This is a genomic window from Pseudomonas sp. I8001 (genome assembly GCF_013385345.1).
Lineage (GTDB): Bacteria > Pseudomonadota > Gammaproteobacteria > Pseudomonadales > Pseudomonadaceae > Aquipseudomonas.
Genome location: NZ_JACAQC010000028.1, coordinates 16,650 through 32,969 on the forward strand (window position 1 = coordinate 16,650; position 16,320 = coordinate 32,969).

15 protein-coding genes are annotated in these 16,320 nt (G+C 61.9%); 8 read left to right on the forward strand and 7 right to left on the reverse strand.

What is annotated here, in order from left to right:
- The first annotated feature begins 31 nt into the window (after window positions 1–31).
- Together HX839_RS19540 and HX839_RS19545 are read left to right on the forward strand one after the other, a co-directional pair.
- Window positions 32–763, forward strand: coding sequence for a response regulator (locus tag HX839_RS19540; protein ID WP_003214124.1), 732 nt, complete (start codon window positions 32–34; stop codon window positions 761–763).
- A complete protein-coding gene (locus HX839_RS19545; RefSeq protein WP_087694634.1) occupies window positions 753–2,222 on the forward strand; it encodes an ATP-binding protein in 1,470 nt (489 codons plus the stop codon). Before HX839_RS19540 ends, HX839_RS19545 begins: the two co-directional genes overlap by 11 nt.
- Before the next feature lie 152 nt (window positions 2,223–2,374).
- Here the strand turns inward: HX839_RS19545 and HX839_RS19550 are convergent, their stop codons facing one another.
- Complete coding sequence (locus HX839_RS19550) at window positions 2,375–3,304, reverse strand: AraC family transcriptional regulator (protein WP_177067564.1); 930 nt, start codon at window positions 3,302–3,304, stop codon at window positions 2,375–2,377.
- Between the two features lie 326 nt (window positions 3,305–3,630).
- Here HX839_RS19550 and HX839_RS19555 point away from each other — a divergent pair, with 326 nt between their 5' ends.
- On the forward strand, window positions 3,631–3,972 hold the full coding sequence (locus HX839_RS19555; RefSeq protein ID WP_003214130.1) for an antibiotic biosynthesis monooxygenase family protein: 342 nt from the start codon (window positions 3,631–3,633) through the stop codon (window positions 3,970–3,972).
- Between the two features lie 43 nt (window positions 3,973–4,015).
- Entirely contained in the window at window positions 4,016–4,264 is a 249-nt protein-coding gene (locus tag HX839_RS19560) for a hypothetical protein (RefSeq protein WP_003214132.1), read from the forward strand.
- A gap of 141 nt (window positions 4,265–4,405) precedes the next feature.
- Here HX839_RS19560 and HX839_RS19565 read toward each other — a convergent pair whose 3' ends face one another.
- The 5 genes from HX839_RS19565 to HX839_RS19585 all read right to left on the reverse strand — a co-directional run bounded on the left by HX839_RS19565 (window position 4,406) and on the right by HX839_RS19585 (window position 11,597).
- On the reverse strand, window positions 4,406–5,038 hold the full coding sequence (locus HX839_RS19565) for a flavin reductase family protein (protein ID WP_177067565.1): 633 nt from the start codon (window positions 5,036–5,038) through the stop codon (window positions 4,406–4,408).
- Between the two features lie 124 nt (window positions 5,039–5,162).
- Window positions 5,163–6,482 carry an MFS transporter gene (locus HX839_RS19570; protein WP_003214136.1) on the reverse strand — a complete coding sequence of 440 codons (1,320 nt, stop codon included), beginning with the start codon at window positions 6,480–6,482 and terminating at the stop codon, window positions 5,163–5,165.
- A gap of 289 nt (window positions 6,483–6,771) precedes the next feature.
- Window positions 6,772–8,097, reverse strand: coding sequence for a sigma-54 dependent transcriptional regulator (locus HX839_RS19575; RefSeq protein WP_008435499.1), 1,326 nt, complete (start codon window positions 8,095–8,097; stop codon window positions 6,772–6,774).
- On the reverse strand, window positions 8,091–9,857 hold the full coding sequence (locus HX839_RS19580; protein WP_003214141.1) for an ATP-binding protein: 1,767 nt from the start codon (window positions 9,855–9,857) through the stop codon (window positions 8,091–8,093). Before HX839_RS19580 ends, HX839_RS19575 begins: the two co-directional genes overlap by 7 nt.
- Window positions 9,858–10,073: 216 nt before the next feature.
- Window positions 10,074–11,597 carry a fumarate hydratase gene (locus HX839_RS19585; RefSeq protein ID WP_003214142.1) on the reverse strand — a complete coding sequence of 508 codons (1,524 nt, stop codon included), beginning with the start codon at window positions 11,595–11,597 and terminating at the stop codon, window positions 10,074–10,076.
- A 216-nt stretch (window positions 11,598–11,813) separates the two neighbouring features.
- On the opposite strand from HX839_RS19585, the gene HX839_RS19590 reads away from it, so the two are divergent.
- Window positions 11,814–12,746: an iron-sulfur-binding ferredoxin reductase gene (locus HX839_RS19590; RefSeq protein WP_177067566.1), complete on the forward strand. Its 933-nt coding sequence runs from the start codon at window positions 11,814–11,816 to the stop codon at window positions 12,744–12,746.
- Window positions 12,747–12,776: 30 nt separating this feature from the next.
- Window positions 12,777–13,526 (forward strand): enoyl-CoA hydratase-related protein, encoded by a 750-nt coding sequence (locus tag HX839_RS19595; RefSeq protein ID WP_003214147.1) that lies wholly within the window; start codon window positions 12,777–12,779, stop codon window positions 13,524–13,526.
- Between the two features lie 199 nt (window positions 13,527–13,725).
- On the opposite strand, the gene pyk is transcribed toward HX839_RS19595, so the two are convergent.
- Window positions 13,726–15,177 carry a pyruvate kinase gene (gene pyk / locus HX839_RS19600; protein WP_003214149.1) on the reverse strand — a complete coding sequence of 484 codons (1,452 nt, stop codon included), beginning with the start codon at window positions 15,175–15,177 and terminating at the stop codon, window positions 13,726–13,728.
- A 175-nt stretch (window positions 15,178–15,352) separates the two neighbouring features.
- Here pyk and HX839_RS19605 point away from each other — a divergent pair, with 175 nt between their 5' ends.
- Window positions 15,353–15,727 (forward strand): tol-pal system YbgF family protein, encoded by a 375-nt coding sequence (locus HX839_RS19605; RefSeq protein WP_003214151.1) that lies wholly within the window; start codon window positions 15,353–15,355, stop codon window positions 15,725–15,727.
- Window positions 15,728–15,953: 226 nt separating this feature from the next.
- Window positions 15,954–16,313, forward strand: a complete 360-nt coding sequence (locus HX839_RS19610; RefSeq protein ID WP_134327238.1) for a PilZ domain-containing protein — start codon at window positions 15,954–15,956, stop codon at window positions 16,311–16,313.
- Window positions 16,314–16,320: the final 7 nt, after the last annotated feature.

The following is a 16,320-nucleotide window of genomic DNA, read 5'->3' on the forward strand; positions in this document are numbered from 1 at the left end:
TAAGCTTGGCCATAACAACAAGGAGGACCCCGTGAGCGTAATCAGTAAATCCATTCTCCTGGTCGACGACGACCAGGAAATCCGCGAGTTGCTGCAAACCTACCTCAGCCGCGCCGGTTTCCAGGTGCGCGGCGTGCCGGATGGCGCGGGGTTCCGCCAGGCGATGAACGAAGCCCCGTGCGACCTGGTGATCCTTGATGTGATGCTGCCGGACGAAGACGGTTTCAGCCTTTGCCGCTGGATCCGCCAGCACCCGCGCCAGGCCCAGGTGCCGATCATCATGCTCACCGCCAGTTCCGACGAAGCCGACCGCGTCATCGGCCTGGAGCTGGGTGCCGACGATTACATCGGCAAACCCTTCAGCCCCCGTGAGTTGCAGGCCCGTATCAAGGCCTTGTTGCGGCGCTGCCAGTTTGGCCAGGAGCGCAGCGGCGGCGAGGTGCTGGTGTTTGGCGAGTGGCGCCTGGACATGGTCAGCCACCGGCTGTTCCACGTCGACGGCGAGGAAGTGATTCTTTCCGGCGCCGATTTTGCCCTGCTCAAACTGTTCCTCGACCACCCCCAGCAAATCCTCGACCGCGACACCATCGGCAACGCCACCCGTGGCCGCGACCTGATGCCCCTGGACCGGATTGTCGACATGGCCGTCAGCCGTCTGCGCCAACGCCTGCGCGACACCGAAAAACCACCCCGGCTGATCCGCACCGTGCGCGGCAGTGGCTATCAATTGGCAGCCAGCGTGGTTGCCGGCAATGCCCACTGAGCGCCTGCGTGAACTGCGCCGGCGCATCCCGGTACCGCGTTCGCTGCTGGGGCGGATGTTACTGCTGACCCTGTTGGCGGTGCTGTTTGCCCAGGCGTTGTCCAGCGTGATCTGGGTCTCGCAATTGCGCGCTACCCAGCTTGAAGGCCTGGTAACCGCCGCCCGCAGCCTGGCGCATTCGATGACCGCCAGCGTCAGTTATTTCCGCTCGTTGCCGGTGGCCTTCCGGCCGTTGGTACTGGACCAGTTGCGCAGCATGGGCGGTACCCGGTTTGTGGTGACGCTCAACGACAAGCCCCTGGACATGGCGGTATTGCCGGAAACCCCGCGCAAGCATGCAGTGCTCGGTGCTGTCGAAGAAGTGTTGCGCCAGACCCTGGGCAGCGACGTGCATGTTTCGGTGGAGTTCGTCAGCGCCGAAGACCTGCGCATCTTCAACGCCGGCTTGAAACTCGATGAATTGCCGCGTTCCTGGGCGCATTACGCGTTGACCCTGGAACCGGTGAATCCGCCGGTGTTGGTCACCCAGATCCAGCTGGCCCAGGGCGAATGGCTCTACATTGCCTCCTTGCTGCCCGAACCCTATACCAGCCTCGAAGAACAAGGCCTGCCATACCAGCAGGTGTGGTTTATCGTGCTCACCAGCGGCTTCCTGCTGCTGTTTATCGGCCTGTTGGTGCACTGGCAAAGCCGCCCACTCAAGCGCCTGGCGAGGGCGGCGCGGGACATGTCCCTGGGCGCCGACGTGGAGCCGGTGGCCGAAGGCGGCGGCAGCGAAGTGGTGGAAGTAGGCCGCGCGTTCAATGCCATGCGCGAACGCATCAGCCGTTACCTGACCGAACGCAGCCAGCTGTTCAGCGCCATTTCCCACGACCTGCGCACACCCATCACACGCCTGCGGTTGCGGGTGGAATTGCTGGAAGACGAGAACCTGCAAACCAAGTTCGGCCGCGACCTGGATGAACTGGAGTTGCTGGTCAAAGGCGCGTTGCAGTGTGTGAAAGACACCGACATTCACGAAAACATCGAACCGGTGGACCTCAACCACGTACTCGACTGCCTGGTGGAGCCGTACCTGGCGCCCAACGGCAATGGGCGCGTGACCCAACATGGTCGGGCACTTACGACGTACCCGGGCAAGCCGCTGGCGCTCAAGCGCTGTATCGGCAACCTGATCGACAACGCCCTGAAGTACGGGCAGAACGCCCATTTGCACATTGAAGACGATGGCGCGGAGTTCATCCTCCACGTCGACGACGAAGGCCCGGGCGTGCCGGAACAGCGCCTGGAGCAGGTCTTCGAACCGCACTTCCGCCTGGCCGGGCAGCAACAGGGTTACGGCCTGGGCCTGGGCATCGCCCGCAACATTGCCCACAGCCATGGCGGTGAAGTGAGTTTGCAGAATCTGCGGGAGGGCGGTTTGCGGGTGACCTTGCAACTGCCTCGTGGCCTGGATTGAACGCCACCAATACCGCAGCTGATTGAGTACTTGTGGCGAGGGAGCTTGCTCCCGTTGGGGCGCGAAGCGGCCCCAAAAGATGGGACTGCTGCGCAGTCCAACGGGAGCAAGCGCCCTCGCCACATTATTAGTATCCGGCGTTATAACCGTGGTTAGACGCTCTGGCGCAACCTGGCCAGATCCCGCAACGGCGGCGCACCAAACAGCCGGCTGTATTCGCGGCTGAACTGCGATGGGCTCTCATAGCCCACCCGATACCCCGCCGCCGAGGCTTCCAGGCCCTCGGCGATCATCAACCGCCGAGCCTCCTGCAAGCGCAACTGTTTTTGGTACTGCAGCGGGCTCATGGCGGTCATCGCCTTGAAGCGGTGGTGCAAGGTCGAGACGCTGAGGTTCACTTCCTTGGCCAGGTCATCAATGCGCAGGGGCTGTTCGTAGTTGCCGTTCAACCAGGTGATCGCCTGGCTCACCCGATGGCTCTGACTGTTGGCGACGGCGATTTCATACAGCCGATAACCCTGTGGACCGCGCAACAGGCGATAGAGAATTTCCCGATTGATCAGCGGCGCGAGCATTGCGATGTCTTTCGGTGTGTCGAGCAATCGGGTCAGGCGCAGCACGGCGTCCAGTAGCTGGTTGTCCAGACGGTCGACATACATCCCTCGGGAGGTCGGGCGCGGGGGCACGCCCATCGGCCCGGCTTCGGCAATCAGTGCGGTGATCTGTGCCGGGTCGATATTCACCCGAATCGACAGGTTGGGGTCTTCCGGCGTGGCATCAAGGATGCGCCCGGCCACCGGCATCGCTACCGAAAACACCAGGTAATTGAGCGGGTCATAGGCGAAGACTTCATCCGCCAAACGCACTTCCTTGCGACCCTGGGCGAGGATGCACAGTGCGGGTTCCACCAGCACCGGCGTGAATTCACGCGGGGAGTTATGACGGTTGAGATACAGCGACGTGATCGCCGTGCCGTAGGAACCATCCTCCCAGGTATGCCGGCGAACGATGCCGGCGAGTTCTGCGCGCTGCTTTTCCATATCGGCGTCGAGGGGTTTGGAGCGAAGTTCGGGCGACGACATGGGACATCCTCTGGTGCTTTGACGATGGGCACAGCTTAAGGGCGGCTTTGCAAAAAGCGGTATTTCGATTCTGCACAATCCTTGCCTGATCCTGCGAAAAATCGTGAATCAGGCAAGCCGGGGCCTGTCATGCCCCTGAAATACGGCAGTCATGCCGGGAATAAACTTCGCAGGCCGATTGCTATATCTACGTATCTCGCAGGATTGTGCAATAAGCCAGCAGGAATTGACTAACCGCATCCATACCCGCGCCCGTATCTTTGATCCTGTGGCAACACGCCCTCACAGTGCTTGCCGAGCATCACTTCTCAACGGGAGAGTCGAACATGTCCACCCCCATTCCCGCGAGCCATATGGCCTTTATCCGTGCCCGTACCGGGTACAGCACCGAACTGGGTGCACGCTTGAGCAGTTTGATCGAACCGGGCCGCCAGGCTCAGGGTTGCCTGCAATTCTCGTTGCAGCACTCCCTGGCCGACCCGGATGTGTGGTTGGTGTCGGGCTTCTGGAGCAGCGAGCAGGCGATGAGTGCCTACTTCAGCTCGCCGGCGCTGATGGTCTTCACCGAGTTGTTGAATGACATGGTGGTTCGCAGCATGGACTTCCAGACCTTTACCGACGCCTCGGCGGCCAATGCCTATGGCGAGTACCTGCAACTGGCGGGCTAGTGCTTTAGAATGGCCGCCTTTCCCATTGGCCAGGACCTGCAACATGGCACGTAAAGAGTTTGCCCACCACGAAGCCGTTTCCGCCTTGGTGCGTGAAGAAGAGGGTGGCTATAGCGCCGCCATCGCCGTCAAGGCGCTGGATGGCATGGGCGCACCGCGCTTTCACAAGATCCTCGATGGACAGACGTTCAAGACTGCCTCCGACGCCGACGATGCCGCAGCGCTGCAACTGGAGCGCTTGGTCGATGTAGATGAAGACGGTCAGCTCTCTTGGGCAACTTCCGCCAACTAAAAACACCGCTGATCCAAATCTGGGAGCGGGCTTGTGTGGGAGCGGGCTTGCTCGCGAATGCGGTGGATCAGTTGGCATATGCATTGACTGATACGCCCCCTTCGCGAGCAAGCCCGCTCCCACATTTTTATCGCATTCCAATCAGCGTTTCGCGGCGCCTGGGCGGTACATTTTGAACAGCGCTTCCGGCCCCAACTGAAAATAATCCGCCGGGCCACCTCCACGCAGGATCGGCTGGGCGGCAGCCGTGTCGTACACCCCGTCTTTCAGCAGCCATTTGGCGATATGCACCGCGACCACCTCGCCGAGCACCAACCAGCTTGGCACCAGCTCCTTGTCTGCGCGCTGCAGCTGAATGATCTGCGTCACCTTGCACTCGAACGATACCGGGCTTTCGGCTACGCGAGGCACGGCGATCACCTTTGAAGCCACCGGCGTCAGGCCCGACAATTCAAACTCGTTGACCTCGGGCGATACCGGCGCGCAGCTCTGGTTCATCTGCTCGGCCAGCGGGCGGGTAGCCAGGTTCCACACGAATTCGCCAGTCTGTTCGATGTTGTTCAGGCTGTCTTTGCGCCCGACACTGGAAAACCCAATGATCGGCGGAATGTAGTTGAACGCGTTAAAGAAACTGTAGGGCGCCAGGTTCAGGCGGCCCTGGCTGTCGTGTGACGAAATCCAGCCAATCGGGCGCGGGCCGACGATCGCATTGAACGGGTCATGGGGCAGGCCGTGGCCGTTGGCGGGTTCGTAGAAATGAATATCGTCGGACATGGGCCGGGGTTCCTGCTGGTGGTTCGGGGAAGGGCATCATAGTGCACTCAGGTGGCGTGTTCGCCAATGAAAAAGGGGCTGTGTCATACACTGACACAGCCCCTTTTTTATCCTGGCAGAACCCTTAGTCCGTAGTAATCCGCGAATGCTTGCGGGTGTCCTTCATGGTCACATACACCAACAGCGACACCGCAATACACGCGGTGACGTACCAGTAGTAACCGGTTTCCATGCCAATGCTCTTGAACCACAGCGCGATATATTCAGCGGTGCCGCCGAAGATCGACACGGTCAGCGCATAGGGCAAGCCAACACCCAGGGCGCGGATTTCGGTGGGGAACAATTCGGCCTTCACCACGGCGTTGATCGAGGTGTAGCCGCTGACGATGATCAGCGCCGCCATGATCAGGAAGAACGCGCCCCACCAGGTCTGGATGGTGTGCAGGGTGGTGAGGATCGGCACGGTGAACAGGGTGCCGAGGACGCCGAAGGCGATCAGGATCGGCCGGCGGCCAACCTTGTCCGACAGCCCGCCGATGATGGGTTGCAGGCACATGAACAGGAACAGCGTGGCCGCCGAAATGGTGGTGGAGTCGGAGATGCTCATGCCGACGGTGTTCACCAGGTATTTCTGCATGTAGGTGGTGTAGGTGTAGAACGCCAGGGTGCCGCCCATGGTCAGGCCAACCACGGTCATCAGTTCCTTGGGGTGGCGCATCAAGGTGCGCATTGCGCTTTCCTTGGCCTTTTCTTTCTTGGTGAACGACTCGGTTTCTTCCATGCCACGACGCAGGTACAGCGCCACTACCGCGCACAGGGCGCCGATGGCGAACGGGATACGCCAGCCCCAGTCGTACAGCTGTTCGGTGGTCAGCAATTGTTGCAGCACGATCAATACCGCCAGGGCGATGAGCTGGCCGGAGATCAGGGTCACGTACTGGAAGCTGGAGTAGAAGCCCCGACGTTCCTTGGTCGCCATCTCGCTGAGGTAAGTGGCGGAGGTGCCGTATTCACCGCCGACCGACAGGCCCTGCAGCAAACGGGCGAATACCAGCAGGATCGGCGCACCGATACCAATGGCTTCATAGCCCGGGCTCAGGGCAATCAGCAGCGAGCCGAAGCACATCAGGTAGACCGACGCCATCAAGGCCTTTTTACGCCCGACCTTGTCGGCGTACAGGCCCATCAGCCAGCCACCGATCGGGCGCATCAGGAAGCCCACGGCGAAGATCGCGGCGGTGTTCAGGAGTTGGGCGGTGGTGTCGCCTTTCGGGAAAAAGGTCTTGGCGAAATACAGGGAGAAAGCCGCGTAGACGTACCAGTCGTACCACTCGACCATGTTGCCGACCGATCCGCTGAAGATCGACCTGATACGGCTGGAGGTGGTGCGTCCTTTTGCCGGCGCAGTCGCCGACCCCAGAGGCAGGGAGTTGGAGTTATCCATTTAAGGATCCTTCATCTAATTGTTTTTGTGGAGCGCGCGGTAGCGCAGCCTGGCTGGGCTATAGCAGGAGCTGTGCCAAGCTGATGAAGGCCCGGTCTAGAAGGGTTTGCGGAAATTTTTGAGCGGAAAATTGCTGATGAATCAAGGGGGATGAGCGGAAAACCGCCGACGAAGATCGCTCCCACGCTCTGCGTGGGAGCGTATCCTGTGACGCTCCGCGTCACGATTTTAAGGGCGGACGCGGAGCGTCCAGAGCTGCATTCCCACGCGGAGCGTGGGAACGATCGGGTTAGAGGAACGTATCCCGCGCCAGGCCATGGCGCTGCATTTTTTCATTGAAGGTGCGCCGTGGCAGCTGCAGCTCGGCCAGCACCGCCTTGATATCGCCTTTGTGCCGGGTCAGCGCGGCTTTCAGGCAATGGGCTTCAAATGCTTCCTGCTGCGCCGCCAACGATTGCCCGGCTTCGATGCCTTCCGGCTCCGGTTCACCCAGCCCCAGCACCTGGCGTTCCGCGGCATTGGCCAGCTCCCGCACATTCCCCGGCCAGTCATGGCTGAGCAGGCGCCCCAGCGCGGGTCCGCTCAGCGGCGCGAAGTTGCGGCCCAGGCGCTCGGCGGCGCTTTGTGCAAAGTGCTCGAATAGCAGGGGAATGTCTTCCCGGCGTTCCCGCAGCGGTGGCAGGCGCAGTTGTGCGACGGTCAGGCGATAGGCCAAGTCCTCGCGAAAACGCCCGGCGCGAGCTTCGTCCAGCAGGTCGGGTTTGGTGGCGGCGATGATCCGCAAGTCCACCTTGATGCTTTGATTGGAACCGAGCCGTTCGAGTTTTTGCTCCTGCAACACCCGCAGCAATTTCACCTGCTGGGCCAGCGGCATGCTTTCGATCTCATCGAGAAACAGCGTGCCGCCATTGGCGTATTCCAGCTTGCCGATGCGCTTGCCCTGGGCGCCGGTGAACGCGCCACTTTCATGGCCGAACAGCTCGGCTTCAAACAGCTGCTCGGGAATCGCCGCGCAGTTCAGCGCCACAAACGGCTTCTTCGCCCGGGGGCCGAAATCATGCAGGCAACGGGCGACCAGCTCCTTGCCGCTGCCGGTTTCGCCGCGAATCAACACATTGACCGGCAAGCCGGCCAGGTCCAGGACTTGCCGGCGCAGGTTCTGCAAACCCCGGGACACCCCCAGCAGGCTCGATTCCAGTTGGGCACGGTGATCGGCCTGCTGATGCAAGCGGCGGTTTTCCAGCACCAGCCCGCGCTTGTCCAGCGCCCGGCGCAGGCTGCTGAGCAGGGCTTCGGGGCTGAAGGGTTTTTCGAGGAAGTCGTAGGCGCCGTCGCGCATGGCTTCGACGGCCATCGGCACATCGCCGTGGCCGGTGAGCAGAATCACCGGCAGGTCGGCGTCACGCCGCTGCACTTCAGCCAGCAACTCCAGGCCGCTGAGGCCGGGCATGCGCACGTCGCTCAGGATCACCCCGGGAAAGTCCCTGGGCAATTGCGCCAGGCATTCTTCGGCGCGGCCGAACAACTGCACCTCAAAGCCGGACAGGCTCAGCCATTGCTCGACGGCCGTGCGAATGCTGGCTTCGTCGTCGACCACAATCACCGCATTCAACATAGGTCTGGCGTCTCCAGTGCGATGGGCAAGGTCAGGGTAAAGATCGCCCCGTCACCTTGATTGCCGGCGCTCAGGCGCCCGCCAAGTTCGTGGACGATAGCGTACGACACGGCGAGTCCCAAGCCGAGCCCGTCGCCTACCGGCTTGGTGGTGAAGAACGGGTCGAACACGCTGTTGAGGTTTTCCTCGGCGATCCCGCCGCCGCTGTCGCTGACGGTCAGGTGCCATAGCTGCTGATCGGCGTGCAGACGGATCTCCAGGCGCTTGCGTGGCTTGTCGGCCATGGCGTCGAGGGCGTTGCGCAGCAGGTTGATCAGCACCTGTTCGAGGCGGATCGCGTCGCCGCGTACCCAGGCCGGGCGGGTCAGGTCCAGTACGGTGCCGATGGCTTCGTCCCGCAGGCGCGCATCGAGCAAGTGCAGGGACTGGTCCACCACCGTCGCCAGGTCGAGGCGTTCGCGCAGGCCGCTGGGGCTCTTGCGGGCGAAGGTCTTGAGGTGGCCGGTGAGCGCGGCCATGCGTGTGAGCATGTCGTCCAGCGGGGTCAGGGCCTGGTAGGCGTCGTCCACCCGGCCATGGTCCAGCAGCAGCCGCAGAGTCGCCAACTGCATGCGCTGGGCGGTCAATGGCTGGTTGATTTCGTGAGCGAGGGCGGCAGACATCTGCCCCAGCGCTGCCAGTTTGGCGGATTGCACCAGGCCATCCTGGGCAGTACGCAGGGCGCGGGTGCGTTCTTCCACCAGTTGTTCAAGTTCTTCGCGGCTGCGCTGGCGCAAGCGGGCGAGGCGCCAGCGCTGGGTCAGGAACAGCACCAGGAACACCAGCGCCAGCCATGAGCCGGCGGCGGCGAGGCCGGCGTTGCGTTGGTCTTCAAAGGCAAATTGTGGCTTGCGCAGCAGGTGCAAGGTCCAGCCTTCGGCCTTCAGCGGCAGGGATTCCCAAATGTAATTGGCCTTGCCGTCGGGGCCGTCGACGCGCATCAGGTGGCTGTTTTCGTCAAAGCGCTGCAAGGCTTCGGTGTCCAGCGGCAGCAATTGTTTCTTGTCGTATTGGCGGGTGGCCTTGAGTTCGGCGTGGTCGCTGTCCGACAACGGACGCAGCGCGCGGTAGCGCCAGCCCGGCTGATTGGCGATAAACACAATGCCCCGGGCATCGCTGACCAGCAGCAAGTCATTACCCTGGGCCCACTCGCGCTCCAGTTCCGGGAACTCCAGCTTGACCACCATGGCACCGAGGAACTGCTCGTTCTCGCCGACCACCGCGCTGGAGAGGAAATACCCCGGAATCCCGGTGGTCACGCCCACTGCATAAAAACGCCCGGTGCCCTGGCTCAAGGTTTGGCTGAAGTAGGGACGAAACGCGTAGTTGTGCCCCACATAACTGCTGGGCAGGTTCCAGTTGCTGGCGGCCACGGCGAGGCCGTTGCGGTCCATCAGTTCCAGGGTCGAGGACTGGGCGGCGCCGTTGATGCGCTCCAGCTTGCGGTTGAGCAAATCCTGGGTGGCGGTGTCCAGCGGGCCCTTCAGGGCGCTGATCATTTCCGAGTCCAGGGCCAGCACGGCGGGCAGGGCGCGGTAACGTTCGATCAGGGTGTGCAGGGAGTTGCCATAAAGCATGAGCTGCTGATTGGCGCGGGCGGCGTCATCCACCAGGGCCAGGCGTTCGGCGTGGCGGGTGGCCAGGGCGGCAGCCAGCATCGCACCGGCGATGATCAGCAGGGAGTAGAAGGTCAAACGCAAAGGCCGGGGAATCGCGATCATTCGAGGATGAACAGTGCAATTGGGGGCGAGCACCATAGCATGAGGCGCATGGCTGTTGTGGCGAGGGAGCTTGCTCCCGCTGGGGCGCGTAGCGGCCCCAAAAAAATGGGAGCGCTGCGCACTGGAGCGGGAGCAAGCTCCCTCGCCACAGTGAGAGGTGCATGAAACAAAAAAAGGCGACCGTAGTGGTCGCCTTTTATCCTTGCGGGGAAATGCTTACTGCACTTCAACCGCCAGGCTTTCACTGATCTTTTTCTGCCAGATGGCAGGACCGGTGATGTGTACCGACTCGCCCTTGCTATCAACGGCAACGGTGACCGGCATGTCTTTCACGTCGAACTCGTAGATCGCTTCCATGCCCAGCTCGGCGAACGCCACGACGCGGGATTTCTTGATGGCCTGGGCCACCAGGTAAGCCGCGCCGCCCACTGCCATCAGGTAAACCGCCTTGTGGTCCTTGATCGCTTCGATAGCGGTCGGGCCGCGCTCGGATTTGCCGATCATGCCCAACAGGCCGGTTTGCTCGAGGATCTGGCGGGTGAACTTGTCCATCCGCGTAGCGGTGGTCGGACCGGCAGGCCCCACCACTTCTTCGCGCACCGGATCAACCGGGCCGACGTAGTAGATGAAGCGACCCTTGAGGTCCACCGGCAGGGTTTCGCCCTTGTTCAGCATCTCGACCATGCGCTTGTGCGCGGCGTCGCGACCGGTGAGCATCTTGCCGTTGAGCAACACGGTTTCGCCCGGCTTCCAGCTCTGCACGTCTTCCGGGGTCAGGGTGTCGAGGTTGACGCGACGGGCCGACGGGCCGGCTTCCCAGACGATTTCCGGGTAGGCGTCCAGCGGTGGCGCTTCGAGCGATGCAGGGCCCGAACCGTCGAGCACGAAGTGCGCATGACGGGTGGCGGCGCAGTTGGGGATCATGCACACCGGCAGCGAGGCCGCGTGGGTCGGGTAGTCCATGATTTTCACGTCGAGCACGGTGGTCAGGCCACCCAGGCCCTGGGCGCCGATGCCCAGTTGGTTGACCTTCTCGAACAGCTCCAGGCGCATCTCTTCGATACGGTTGGACGGGCCGCGCTTCTTCAGCTCGTGGATGTCGATGGATTCCATCAACACTTCCTTGGCCATTACCGCGGCTTTCTCGGCGGTGCCGCCGATGCCGATGCCAAGCATGCCCGGTGGGCACCAGCCGGCGCCCATGGTCGGAACGGTCTTGAGCACCCAGTCGACGATCGAGTCGGACGGGTTGAGCATGGCCATTTTCGACTTGTTCTCGGAACCACCGCCCTTGGCGGCCACGTCCACTTCCACGGTGTTACCCGGGACGATGGAGTAGTGGATCACGGCAGGGGTGTTGTCCTTGGTGTTTTTACGCGCACCGGCCGGGTCGGCGAGGATCGAAGCCCGCAGGACGTTTTCCGGCAGGTTGTAAGCCTGGCGCACGCCTTGGTTGATCATGTCGTCCAGGCTCATGGTGGCGCCATCCCAGCGCACGTCCATGCCTACACGTACAAATACGGTGACAATCCCGGTGTCCTGGCAGATCGGGCGGTGGCCGGTGGCACACATGCGCGAGTTGATCAGGATCTGAGCCATGGAGTCACGGGCCGCTGGCGATTCTTCGCGCAGGTAGGCCTCGTGCATCGCCTGGATGAAGTCAACGGGATGGTAGTAGGAAATGAATTGCAGGGCGTCGGCAACGCTCTGAATCAGGTCGTCTTGCTTGATCACGGTCATGAGTCGCGCTCCTCTATAAGGGAACATTCAATAAAGGTGGCGTCAGTGTTGCATCGGTCGGCTGAAGCCACCTTTCCAAGGCACGCCAAAGTGGTGCAGGCGCGACGCTAAAAAGGCGCGGCAGTATAACCCGCCACGGTGGCCGATACACCCGACTATGGTCAAACTCTACCGGGCGTGATTCCCTGTAGACGCCTTTTTGATCCGAGACCCTTGATGCCTGAACTTCACGTCGGTGAACGCCACTGGTCGGTAGCCGCCGGCAGCAACCTGCTGGATGCCCTGAACCAGGCGGGCGTGGCCGTGCCTTATAGTTGCCGCGCCGGCAGCTGCCATGCCTGCCTGGTGCGTTGCCAGGGTGATATCCAGGACAACCAGCCGGATGCCCTGAGCCCGGCGCAGCGCCAGGATGGCTGGCGCCTGGCGTGCCAGTGCCAGGTCGCAGGTGACTTGCAGGTCGAAGCCTTCGACCCGCTGCGTGACGGGTTGCCGGCGACGGTGCTGAGCGTCGATTGGTTGAGCCCGAGTGTACTGCGCTTGCGGCTGCAACCCGAACGCGGCTTGCGCTACCGGGCGGGGCAGCATCTGGTGTTGTGGGCCGGCAGCGTTGCGCGGCCTTATTCATTGGCCAGCCTGCCCCAGGAAGATCCGTTTCTCGAATTTCACATCGATTGCCGCCTGCCCGGCGAATTCAGCGACGCCGCCCGCCAATTCAAGGCCGGTGACAGCCTGCGCCTGGGCGAATTGCGGGGCGGCGCCTTGCAGTACGACCCCGACTGGCAATCGCGGCCGCTCTGGCTGCTGGCCTCGGGCACCGGACTCGGCCCGCTATGGGGCGTGTTGCGCGAGGCCTTGCGCCAGGATCACCAGGGCGCCATCCGGGTCATTCACCTGGCCCATGACGCGGGCGGTCATTACCTCGCCGGGCCATTGGCCCAGCTGGCTGGTGCGCATCCGAACGTGACCGTTGAGCTATGGACAGCGGCTGAGGTGACGCAGGCGTTGGCGCAACTGCGGCTTGTTTCCCGGCAAACTCTGGCTTTACTCTGCGGGCACCCGGCCAGTGTCGAGGCCTTTTCCAAGCGCCTGTTCCTGGCCGGACTGCCGCGCAATCAACTGCTGGCCGATGTGTTCCTGCCCCGTGGTTGAGCGCTGAATTTCCCAGCCGCGAGATTTGTCATGACCGATGCCATCCTGCAGCAACGCGAACGCGGGTTGCTGATTTTGCAGCTCAATCGCCCGGACAAGAAAAATGCCCTGACCCGCGCCATGTACAGCCAATTGGCCGAGGCGCTGGAGCAGGCGGATGCCGATACCAGCGTGAATGCCGTGCTGATCCAGGGCAGCAGCGAGTGCTTCACCGCCGGTAACGATATTGGCGACTTCCTCGAACAACCGCCGGCGGATCTCGACAGCCCGGTCTTCAATTTCATGCGCAGCTTGCTCAACTGCCGCAAGCCGGTGATTGCGGCAGTGGCGGGCGTGGCGGTGGGAATTGGCACGACGCTGCTGCTGCATTGTGACCTGGTGTATGTCAGCCGGGATGCACGGTTGCGCATGCCGTTCGTCAACCTGGGGCTGTGTCCGGAGTTTGGGTCCAGCTTGATCCTCCCGCGCTTGCTGGGGCATGCCAAGGCGGCGGAGTTGCTGCTGCTGGGTGAAGGGTTTACCGGCGAACAGGCTGCCGCCTGGGGCATTGCCACCGAGGCATTGGGCAGCGGTGAATCGGCCCTGGCCAAGGCGCGGGAAATTGCTGGACGGTTTGAGACCCTGGCGCCGGGCGCGGTGCAGGTCAGCAAGCATCTGATGAAAAGCGTTGATCGCGAGCAGTTGCGCAAGGTGATCGAGGAGGAGGGGGCGTTGTTTACCCAGAGGTTGAAGTCGCCGGAGGCGATTGCGGCGTTGTCGGGGTTTATCACTCGGAGATGAATGAGCGTTGACTGGTCGGCCGTCTTCGCGAGCAAGCCCGCTCCCACATTCGACCGTGTTTCTTCAGGATGTACGCGATCAAATGTGGGAGCGGGCTTGCTCGCGAATAGGCCAGTAAAGCCAACACACAAGCCAATTTGCAATGCAAAAAGCCCCGCCATTCACATGGCGGGGCTTTTGTTTTTCAGCGAGCGGTCACTCAGACCATTGGGTCGCCAACGTGCAGGATCTTCATGCCGTTGGTGCCGCCGATGGTGTGGTAGCTGTCACCCTTGGTCAGGATGACCCAGTCGCCTTTCTCCACGACGCCGCGCTTGAGCAACTCGTCGATCGCGGCCTGGCTGACTTGCTCAGGCGGCAGCGATGCCGGGTCGAACGGTACGGTGTAGACGCCGCGGAACATGGCCGCACGGGCCTGGGTTTCGCGGTGCGGGGAGAACGCGTAGATCGGGATCGAGGAACGGATGCGCGACATGATCAACGGCGTGTAGCCACTTTCGGTCAGGGCGATGATCGCTTTCACACCCGGGAAGTGGTTGGCGGTGTACATGGCCGCCAGGGCGATGCTCTGGTCGCAGCTTTCGAAGACCTTGCCGATACGGTGGCTGGAGGTCTTGCTGGTCGGGTGCTTTTCAGCGCCGACGCAGATGCGTGCCATGGCCTGCACGGCTTCCAGCGGGTACGGGCCAGCCGCACTTTCAGCCGAAAGCATCACGGCGTCGGTGTAGTCGAGCACGGCGTTGGCCACGTCGGACACTTCGGCACGGGTTGGCATCGGGTTCTGGATCATCGACTCCATCATCTGGGTCGCAACGATCACCGCCTTGTTGTGGCGACGTGCGTGCAGGATGATTTTCTTCTGGATACCGATCAGCTCGGCGTCACCGATTTCCACACCCAGGTCGCCACGGGCAACCATCACGGCGTCGGAAGCCTTGATCAGGCCGTCGAGGGTTTCGTCATCGGCTACGGCTTCGGCGCGTTCGATCTTCGCCACCAGCCAGGCAGTGCCGCCGGCTTCGTCGCGCAGTTTACGGGCGTATTCCATGTCGGCGGCGTCGCGCGGGAAGGATACCGCGAGGTAGTCCACTTCCATTTCGGCGGCGAGCTTGATGTCGGCCTTGTCTTTTTCAGTCAGGGCCGGGGCAGTCAGGCCACCGCCGCGACGGTTGATGCCTTTGTGGTCCGACAGCGGGCCGCCGATGATCACGGTGCAATTCAGTTCGGTCGGGGTGGCGGTGTCGACGCGCATTACCACACGGCCGTCGTCCAGCAGCAGTTCGTCGCCCACGCCGCAGTCTTTCACCAGGTCCGGGTAGTCGATACCCACGACTTGCTGGTTGCCTTCGGTCAGGGGATGGCTGGTGGAGAAGGTGAACTGGTCACCGATCTTCAGCTCGATCCGCTTGTTGGCGAATTTGGCGATACGGATTTTCGGGCCTTGCAGGTCACCCAGCAACGCCACAAAGCGGCCATGCTTGGCGGCCAGGTCACGCACCAGCTTGGCGCGAGCCTTGTGCTCGTCCGGGGTGCCGTGGGAGAAGTTCAGACGGGCAACGTCCAGGCCAGCCAGAATCAGCTGTTCGAGGACTTCCGGCGAGTTACTGGCCGGGCCAAGGGTGGCGACGATTTTGGTACGACGGACGGACATGCACGGACTCCTGAGTTCAAGCGCTGGGGAAGGCTACTATGCTCTTTGGTTGTAGTCATTGTTCGTTTGCACTACTTATCGATGATTCGCTTGTTTTCACTCTGCATGAACAGATGAACAACCTTGAAGATTTTCGATGAAGGGTCGATACACTGCACAAGACAGGAGAACCCCCATGCGAATCGTGATCATTGCTGCCCTGGCCGTCAGTGTTGTCGGCTGCACCCGTTGGTCGATGGACCATCATTTGAACAATGCGTACCGCGCCTACGGTGTGGGCGATTGCCAGCGGGTCACCCTTGAGTTGTCCCAGGTCGACCGTGAAAGCCGTTCCCGGCGCTACGTGCAACCGGAAGTCTCGATGTTGCGCGGGCAGTGCCTGGAGCGCGAGAAGCTGTTTGTCGATGCGGCGCAAACCTATCAGTTCATCATCAGCCAGTACCCGGCGAGCGAGTACGCATTCCGTGCCCGTGCCCGTTTGGATACCCTGCAGCAACTGGGGCATTACCCCGGCGCGAGCGTTGCCCAGCCGCGGCCGGCGTCGTTGTGATGATATTTGTCATGCCATAGCTGGCTCGTTGCCAGTCTTGGGCTAATCTTCGAATGTCAGTTTGTATAAGTTTCTATTCAAACGGATGGCGTTCCCGGATTTGGCAGCTGTAAAAGTGGCAACCCGTTTGCGGTTGTCGCACCGATATCCGGGGAGAGCGGGCCTTCAGGCTCGTTTCGAATCACTGGAGCGGCCACAATCATGGCCATTGGATGGCGACCTCATCATGTTTACTCCCCGACGGATCGAGCGACATCAGTTACCTTGCTTCCTTCAAGTGTTCAATCGCCTGACGGACAAGCCAATCGGCTATCTGGGCAATGTTTCCGAGCAGGGCCTGATGTTGATCAGCCAGTTACCCATGATGGTCGATGTGGAGTTCGAGCTGCGCTTGAAGATCCCCGGGCCTGAGGGGGAGGTGCAGGCGGTAGACCTCACGGCCACCTGCCTGTGGTGTCATGAGGATATAAACCCCCAGCATTACGATTCCGGGTTCAGCATATCCCAGGCCCCTGCCGAATATGGGGAGGTGATCAGCGCGCTGCTGGATTACTTCAGCTTTGATCCGTTGCAGGCCTCTGCCTAGGTGCTGC